The following is a 380-nucleotide window of genomic DNA, read 5'->3' as shown; positions in this document are numbered from 1 at the left end:
CGTCATGGGAGCTCTTCGAGGGTGCGGGAATCGACCCGGCCTCGGTGCGCGGTGAGCAGATAGGCGTGTTCGCGGGGGCCTCCTCCTCCGGGTACGGCGTGGGAGTGGCTCAGGGCTCAGAAGGCAGTGAAGGGCATCTCCTCACAGGCACCGCAACGAGCGTGGTGTCCGGCCGCATCGCCTACATGCTGGGTCTGGAAGGCCCTGCCGTCACGGTCGACACCGCCTGCTCCTCGTCACTGGTCGCCCTCCACCTCGCGGCCCAGGCTCTCCGCCAGGGTGAATGCACCATGGCGCTCGCCGGCGGGGTCGCGCTTCTTGCCAGCCCGACCGCGTTCGTGGAGTTCTCCCGGCAGCGCGGCCTGTCGGCGGACGGCCGC

Annotated in this window: 1 protein-coding gene; it reads left to right on the top strand. The window is 70.5% G+C overall.

Going from position 1 to position 380, the window contains the following annotated elements:
* A partial coding sequence (locus tag IH13_RS39530) for a beta-ketoacyl synthase N-terminal-like domain-containing protein (RefSeq protein ID WP_037843546.1) occupies positions 1-380 on the top strand: 380 nt, incomplete at both ends.

It is taken from the genome of Streptomyces sp. NRRL WC-3549 (genome assembly GCF_000721935.1).
Lineage (GTDB): Bacteria > Actinomycetota > Actinomycetes > Streptomycetales > Streptomycetaceae > Streptomyces.
The sequence above is the reverse complement of the archived record's forward strand: the minus strand, read 5'-3'. Positions and strand labels throughout refer to the sequence as shown.